Here is a 7286-nt window from a genome sequence, read left to right as displayed (position 1 = left end):
GAGATTGAATGAGAAAGGCTTGATCGATTTGCAAACCTGGATGATCGACTCAACCGCAGTACGCGCAACCCGAGCCTCATCTGGCTCTCGGAAAAAAGGGGGGGCTGACGAGCCTGTCGATCACGCTCTAGCCCGCAGTCGCGGTAGCCTGACAACCAAAATCCACATGCTCTGCGACGCCAGCGGGATACCGTTGCGCTTCCTCCTATCTGGCGGTCAAGCCAGTGAAATAAGCTACGCCCAACCACTGTTGGACGAGGTCAGCATTCCATCGAGCCAACGTGGCCGCCCGCGTAAACGCTGAAAATGGTTGCTTGCCGACAAGGGCTATGACGCCGAAGCGCTACGCCGCTATTGCGACCAATATCGAATGCAGCCCGTCATCCCGCTGCGCTCGATGAAGCGCAAGCCCAAGCCTGGCTTACCCAGACTGTTCAACCGGGCCAAATACCGACAGCGCAACATTATCGAGCGCATGTTTGGCTGGCTGAAAGAGAACCGCCGGATCGTGACACGCTTCGATAAGCTCGCGAAAAGCTATGCCGCCATGGTCTCACTGGCCTGTTCCATGAGGTGTTTGCGACATCTCTTTTCGTACAGAGCCTAGATTTTGTACCTGAAGCGCCCGTCTCCAAGAAAACCAGGTGATTCAGTGACAATGGACAGTGTCAGAAGCTCTACCGCTTTCAATGAAGAGGGCTCAAATGGTCGTGGTTACTCGTGCGCTCTGCATCCACCAAGCGGAGGCAATTACTACACGGCCGGGGGAAAATCGGGTAATCTCCTCAGGAAATTTTAATACTTGGTTAGATTTATATGGCAAAAATAAACTCAACTTTAGAATCGGGCGATGAGCTTCCCTTTGAAATTAATTTCATTGAGCAAGCCGAGTATATTGATACAGAGAAATTTGCTGAGCTAACGATTGAGCATCCAGAGGAAGAGGCTATTCTTCGGAAGCTCATGGGGGGTGGTGCGAAATTACTTATCGGCCCTCGTGGATGCGGTAAAACCACCCTTATGCTTAAGGCCTTTCACCAGATGCTAAAATCCGTGGGGGCACAAGCACTACCTGTCTACGTAAACTTCAAATTAGCCTTGAAAGTTGAACCCCTATACAGCAAAGGGGCAAATGCCCCTTTCTGGTTTAAGGGATGGTTAACCCTGAAGGTACTGGAGGCCTTGAGACTAACTCTTGAGAACATTGACGGGATTGATATTCCGGAGTTGTTTCCAAAAAAAGAATTTGTTGAAAAAACCCTTATCAAGATTGAGGCCGGGATTACAGATAGCACAGAGGTAGACAGCTTCAGCATTCCTTTTCTCCAGCAAATTATTCACGACATCCTGGAGCGCAACAGTATCAGTAGATGCGTACTCCTGATTGATGACGCGGCGCACGCATTTCTAGGGAAGCAACAAGAAGATTTTTTTGATTTCTTCAGGGCTATAAAGTCAAAGTCCATTTCACCTAAGGCAGCAGTATATCCTGGGGTTACCTCGCATTCTCCATCGTTTCAGGTCGGACATGATGCCGAACAAATAGATGTATGGGTTAAGCCCTCCGGCGAAGACTATGAGAAATTTATGATGGACATGGCGCGCAAGCGCTTTGAAGGGACGCAGGTCAAGCTGATAGATGAAAACAAGGACGATATTGCCTTTTTGGCATATTGCTCTTTCGGTATTCCCCGCGCCTTTCTCGGAATGCTTAGGGCAATTTATAACTCCTCTGAGTCATATTTTAATTCTGATGGCTCTCTATCCAAATCCAAGGTTCTTACCCTCTCACGAAGTGGAAAGGAGATGTCACATGGAGTCTACTCGTCCTTGGAAGCAAAGGTACCCTCACTAAAGAGCTATGTTTTAAATGGAGATATTATTTACAGAGCAATCCTAGATAGCATCAAAGAATTCAACTCGGGAAAGGAACGCCCTGAACAAACAATGCAATTTGGGATCAGAAGCCCGCTTGATCCAAATTTAGAGAAAGTAATAAGCTTTTACCAATACGCAGGACTGGTTATGTCTATTGGTGAGTTTTCACGTGGAGAGAATGGCGTTTTCTCGGTTTACGAAGTGCACATTGGCGACTTGGTAACTGACAACGCCATCGTTGGTCGCAGAACAAAATCCATATCTCTATTTTTAGAAGTGTTGCGAGCCAGGAAGCACTCAGCCTGGCCAAGAACATACTCAAATAAAATATTGGAGGTAACGCGATTATCTAGCAATGACTTTAAAATTTCACTACCCCAATGCCAAGTTTGCGGAAAAGAGCGTACAACTCCCGAGGCCCACTTCTGCTCTTATTGCGGCTCGCGCCTTAAGTCCTCTTCAAACTATGAGCAACTTACAGACCAAGACATATCAGTTCTTGATATTTCTTCTGCGATCAAAGAAAGAATAAAAAAGCACTCCCAAATCAGAAAAGTTCGAGATATTTTGATTGATAGTAGCCGCGAACAACTGATGGCCATTAAATACATCAAGAAAGCCCGGGCTGTGAAAATTGTTAGTGCAGCAGAAGAATATGTTTCCTGAGGTACAGGTATGAATGTAGAGGATTTCGTTTGTGGAGCGCCCCCAACCGCAAGTTTATCTGGGTTGGGAGGGTGCATGAAAGAAGTGGAAATGCCTGCGCCGATTGATTTTTATCTAAAAAGCTGTAGGGAAATTATTGGTTATGGAACTCCAGAGCGGCTTAGTGAAATGAGCAAGCTAGGAGGTTTTTTATTGTTGGGTTTAATCTCCTCGGCAGAGGGCTATTTTCGTTCAATTCTTTCAGCCGCGCTAGATGTATGTCCAATCTGTAAAAATATCGCAGCCGAAAAGCAAATCAACTTAGGTGGTGTGCTGTGGCATGGAAAAAATGAGTTCCGAAGGAGCGCATTTGAGCATATGTCTTTTGCTTCTGCAAAAGAGCTGACTTCAGCATCCAGAAGCTATCTGGGATTTGAAATGCGGGGCGGGGTATTCGATAGCATTCTCGGTGACTTTGATGCTATTTGCCACCTTAGGCATGGACTAATACATAATGCTGGAATTTTGCCCGGCAGGAACGCTGTGCAAATAGATATTCAGCAATACTCTAACCCAGTAGAAATACATGTCGACTTTGGCTTTCTTCAAAGCGCGGCAGCCACTCTTGACTCACTTGTAGTCACCTATAATCGAGCTCTTTTCGCAGAAATGTCCAGCCGATGGGCAGATAAATGGAGAGAGAGATCTGATTGGAACCCATCAGAAGATCGAAAAAGGTTTTTGCAAATCTGGAATATATTTTCCAGCAAACTAGATCTCCAGAACCGGGCAGGAAAAACCAAAATAACGCCCACTAAATGCATGGATCGTTTAAAAGCTGATTATAACTTATAAATAAGTTACACCCGGATCCAGTCATTAATGGTCAAATTGCTTTTCCTGTCCGCTATCTGGCTTTACCTATCATTAGGCATTGAATTACCCCCGGGATTTTAGAGGTACCAGGGGGCGATTCGTGCCAGACTGTCCCCCTTCAGGAAAATCCACTTTGGCCGGTAGCTGCCTTGGTGACCTCGTATACAAACTGGTGGGCAGGTCCCTTCAGTGACTACTCGGTATCTCATAAGGTCGAAAGCGCACCACCTCCTCTCCCACCCAATCGTTGATCTGCAACAGCCTGGCTTGCTCGGGCTCAAGTTCATTGACTGCCCAAATTTGTGATGCGTCGCGAATCGAACCGCCCCCAGCGTTTTGCGGCACCACCCCCATCAAATGGGGCGGGATGCCAACATGACCAATTGATCGTCACGACTGATGTTCTTGATCGCCCCGAAGTCGTCCTTCGCCGCCACTTCACTGATCGGAATCAACTGCAGGCCGTCCTTCTTATCACTAGGTGCGTACATGAACAGGTTACGGAAGTTACCCGGTCCCTTGCTGTTCTTCATCGCCGAGCGCAGGTCGTTGACGAAGTCCTCATTCTGGGCGGCGTCGGTCATGTACATGATGAAGCCGGCATGACTGCCGTTCTGGTAGTACTTGCGCCGGAACAGCGTTGCGCTCTCGTTGAGTAACGCACTCTGCAAGACCGGGAGCCATTCGGGTACCGGACGCGGAAGACCCAGACCCATTCACCCGGGAAAAGATCGAGGCCATTCTGGGCCAACCAACCGACCGAGAGCAGGAGATCAATCTCACCCAGTACATGATCTGGTCAGGCCCAAGAGTGAGTGAAGCGATGGCGCTGGCCTGGGAGGACGTCGATCTGGAAGCTGGCACAGTAGAAATCCGCCGCGCCCGTGTCAGTGGCCAGTACAAGGTGACAAAGACCAGACGATCGACACGCAAGGTCAAGTTGCTTGCCCCTGCTCTGCGCGCACTCCAGGCACAGGCACGCTTCACTAAGAATCTGCCGGCGGAGCTGATCGAGGTCGTCGATCGGGATAACCGCACGATTCGGGAACAGCGCGTACGTTTCGTGTTCCACAATACCGCCACGGGTGAGCCGTACCGTTCTTCGGACGTGCTGCGTCACGGTTGGTGGATCACGCACCTGGAGAAGGCCGGTGTACGTCAACGCGGGCCGAATACTTGCCGACATACGTTCGCCAGCCAGATGCTGAGCAGCGGGATTGCCACACCAGAGTGGATAGCTGACCAGATGGGGCACACGTCGACAGCGATGATCTTCAAGCACTACGCGAAGTGGATCAGCGAGGACGGGCCGGATGTGGTGGGGTTGTTGAATCAGGCGCTCAGGTTGAGCTAAACGCAAAAAAAAGGAGCCTCAAGGGCTCCTTCTTTTTACCTGCTATTCCCAAAGTGTTCCCAAAATGCTCCCTTTTGCAGGGCAGAGCGGGATAAACATCAATGAAATCAGGCACTTATATGGCGGAAGCGTAGAGATTCGAACTCTAGGATAGTTGCCCATCGACGGTTTTCAAGACCGTTGCCTTAAACCACTCGGCCACGCTTCCTCGGCTTTGCGGGCGCCATAATACCGAAATGAAACAAGCTGTCAAACTCTCTGTGTAGCCGCTTTGCATGCCTCTGTTATGATCTTTGCATCTGAACGTTTCAAAACCACAGGAGTGTCGCCATGCGCGAACAGGATTACGCCGTCAATCACGGCCTGCAGGTCGAGCAGCAAGAAGTCAGCCGCGTCCTGCGTAACACGTACGGCCTTCTGGCTTTAACCCTTGTTTTCAGCGGCATCATGGCCTACGTGGCCCAGCAGATGCGCGTCGGCTACCCGAACGTGTTCGTGGTGCTGATCGGCTTTTATGGCCTGTTCTTCCTCACCAACAAGCTGCGTGATTCGGTCTGGGGCCTGGTCTCCACGTTCGCCCTCACCGGTTTCATGGGTTTCATCCTCGGCCCTATCCTCAACCGTTACCTGGGCATGCAGGGCGGCGCTGAAGTCGTCAGCTCGGCATTCGCCATGACCGCGCTGGTGTTCGGCGGCCTGTCGGCCTATGTGCTGATCACCCGCAAGGACATGAGCTTCCTGGGTGGTTTCATCACTGCCGGTTTCTTCGTGCTGATGGGCGCGGTGCTGGCCAGCCTGTTCTTCCAGATCAGCGGCCTGCAACTGGCGATCAGCGCCGGCTTCGTGCTGTTCTCGTCGGTCTGCATTCTGTTCCAGACCAGCGCGATCATCCACGGTGGTGAGCGTAACTACATCATGGCAACCATCAGCCTGTATGTATCGATCTACAACCTGTTCATCAGCCTGCTGCAGCTGTTCGGCCTGATGAGTCGCGACGACTGATAGCCCGGTAGTGTACGAAAGCCCACTTCGGTGGGCTTTTTCATGGGTGGCGTTTGGGCTTTGCCAAATGGGTGTGCCACCGTAGAATGCGCTCCTTTTTTCTCCCGGGGCAGCACACTACCCATGAGCGCAATCGAACACCGGCCCGACGCACCCGCGCAGGCCAATGAACTGGTCCTGGGTCTGGAAGACCGCCCTCGCCCGCTGATCGGCCTGCTGGCCGCCCTGCAACACTTGCTGGCGATCATCGTGCCGATCGTGACCCCCGGCCTGCTGATTTGCCAGGCGCTGGGGGTTTCAGCCCGCGATACCAACCTGATCGTGTCGATGTCGCTGGTCATCTCCGGGATTGCCACCTTTGTGCAGTGCCGCCGCTTCGGGCCGTTTGGCGCCGGGTTGCTGATCGTTCAGGGCACCAGCTTCAACTTTGTCGGCCCGCTGATCGCTGGCGGTGCGTTGATGGTCAAGCAAGGCACGCCGGTAGAAGGCGTGATGGCGGCCATCTTTGGTGTGGTCATTGCCGGCTCCTTCGTGGAGATGGGTATTTCCCGGATCCTGCCGTTCGTCAAACGCCTGATCACCCCGCTGGTGACCGGTATCGTGGTACTGATGATCGGCCTGACCCTGATCAAGGTCGGCCTGATCAGCATGGGTGGCGGCTTCGCGGCCATGGCCAACGGCACCTTCGCCAACGGTGAGAACCTGCTGCTGTCAGGTGTGGTGCTGGCGATTATCGTGGTGCTCAACCGTATTCCTGTGGTCTGGATGCGCAGTTGCGCCATCGTCATTGCCCTGGCCGTGGGCTATGCGCTGGCCGGTTATATGGGCCGCTTGGACTTTACCGGCATGCACCAGGCCGAGCTGTTCCAGGTGCCGATGCCGCTGCACTTCGGCCTGAGCTTCTCCTGGGCACTGTTTATCCCGATGCTGGTGATCTACCTGGTGACCTCGCTGGAAGCCATCGGTGACGTAACCGCCACCAGTAAGGTGTCGCGCCAGCCGGTAGAAGGCCCGGTGTGGATGCAGCGGATCAAGGGCGGTGTGCTGGTGAACGGCGCCAACTCGCTGTTGGCCGGCGTGTTCAACACCTTCCCGAGCTCGATCTTCGCCCAGAACAATGGGGTGATTCAGTTGACCGGTATCGCCAGCCGCCATATCGGTGTGTGGATCGCCGCAATGCTGGTACTGCTGGGCCTGTTCCCGGCAGTGGCCGGTGTGATTCAGGCGGTGCCTGAGCCGGTATTGGGTGGCGCAGCCATGGTGATGTTCGGGGCCGTGGCGGCGTCGGGTATCAATATCCTCGCCAGCATCAGCCTGGACCGTCGCGCACTGCTGATTATCTCGGTGTCGCTGGCGCTGGGGCTGGGCGTGGCGCAAGTACCGGAGTTCCTTGCCCATATGCCGTCGGCACTGCGCAATGTGCTGGAGTCGGGTGTCGCCACCGGCGGGATCTGTGCACTGGTGTTGAACTGGTTCCTGCCAGAAAGCAGCACGCACAAGGCCTGATTGGCGGCGCCTCGCGCCTGGCAAC

5 protein-coding genes, 1 tRNA gene and 2 pseudogenes are annotated in these 7286 nt (G+C 52.8%); 6 read left to right on the top strand and 2 right to left on the bottom strand.

The features are described 5' to 3' along the window. The 3 genes and pseudogenes from UIA24_RS19160 to UIA24_RS19150 form a co-directional block, all read left to right on the top strand. Positions 1 to 607 (top strand): annotated as a pseudogene (locus tag UIA24_RS19160) (IS5 family transposase); the annotation flags it as partial. 209 nt (positions 608 to 816) lie between these two features. After that, positions 817 to 2544: a hypothetical protein gene (locus tag UIA24_RS19155; protein ID WP_330523569.1), complete on the top strand. Its 1728-nt coding sequence runs from the start codon at positions 817 to 819 to the stop codon at positions 2542 to 2544. Between the two features lie 75 nt (positions 2545 to 2619). Next, positions 2620 to 3378: a hypothetical protein gene (locus UIA24_RS19150; protein ID WP_330523568.1), complete on the top strand. Its 759-nt coding sequence runs from the start codon at positions 2620 to 2622 to the stop codon at positions 3376 to 3378. 207 nt (positions 3379 to 3585) lie between these two features. Here UIA24_RS19150 and UIA24_RS19145 read toward each other — a convergent pair. Beyond that, a pseudogene (locus UIA24_RS19145) lies at positions 3586 to 4091 on the bottom strand (phage portal protein); the annotation flags it as partial. Between UIA24_RS19145 and UIA24_RS19140 the strand changes: the two are divergent. Beyond that, positions 4082 to 4753: a site-specific integrase gene (locus tag UIA24_RS19140; RefSeq protein ID WP_330523570.1), complete on the top strand. Its 672-nt coding sequence runs from the start codon at positions 4082 to 4084 to the stop codon at positions 4751 to 4753. The pseudogene UIA24_RS19145 and the gene UIA24_RS19140 overlap by 10 nt on opposite strands. Before the next feature lie 120 nt (positions 4754 to 4873). Here the strand turns inward: UIA24_RS19140 and UIA24_RS19135 are convergent. Then, positions 4874 to 4961, bottom strand: a tRNA-Ser gene (locus tag UIA24_RS19135). Positions 4962 to 5083: 122 nt separating this feature from the next. Here UIA24_RS19135 and UIA24_RS19130 point away from each other — a divergent pair. Together UIA24_RS19130 and UIA24_RS19125 are read left to right on the top strand one after the other, a co-directional pair. Further along, positions 5084 to 5755, top strand: a complete 672-nt coding sequence (locus tag UIA24_RS19130) for a Bax inhibitor-1/YccA family protein (protein ID WP_330523567.1) — start codon at positions 5084 to 5086, stop codon at positions 5753 to 5755. A gap of 123 nt (positions 5756 to 5878) precedes the next feature. Then, a complete protein-coding gene (locus UIA24_RS19125) occupies positions 5879 to 7261 on the top strand; it encodes a nucleobase:cation symporter-2 family protein (protein WP_330523566.1) in 1383 nt (460 codons plus the stop codon). The last annotated feature ends 25 nt before the right edge of the window (positions 7262 to 7286 follow it).

This window comes from Pseudomonas sp. AL 58, assembly GCF_036348395.1.
Classification (GTDB): Bacteria; Pseudomonadota; Gammaproteobacteria; order Pseudomonadales; family Pseudomonadaceae; genus Aquipseudomonas; species Aquipseudomonas defluvii.
This window is presented reverse-complemented; position numbering and strand designations above follow the sequence as displayed.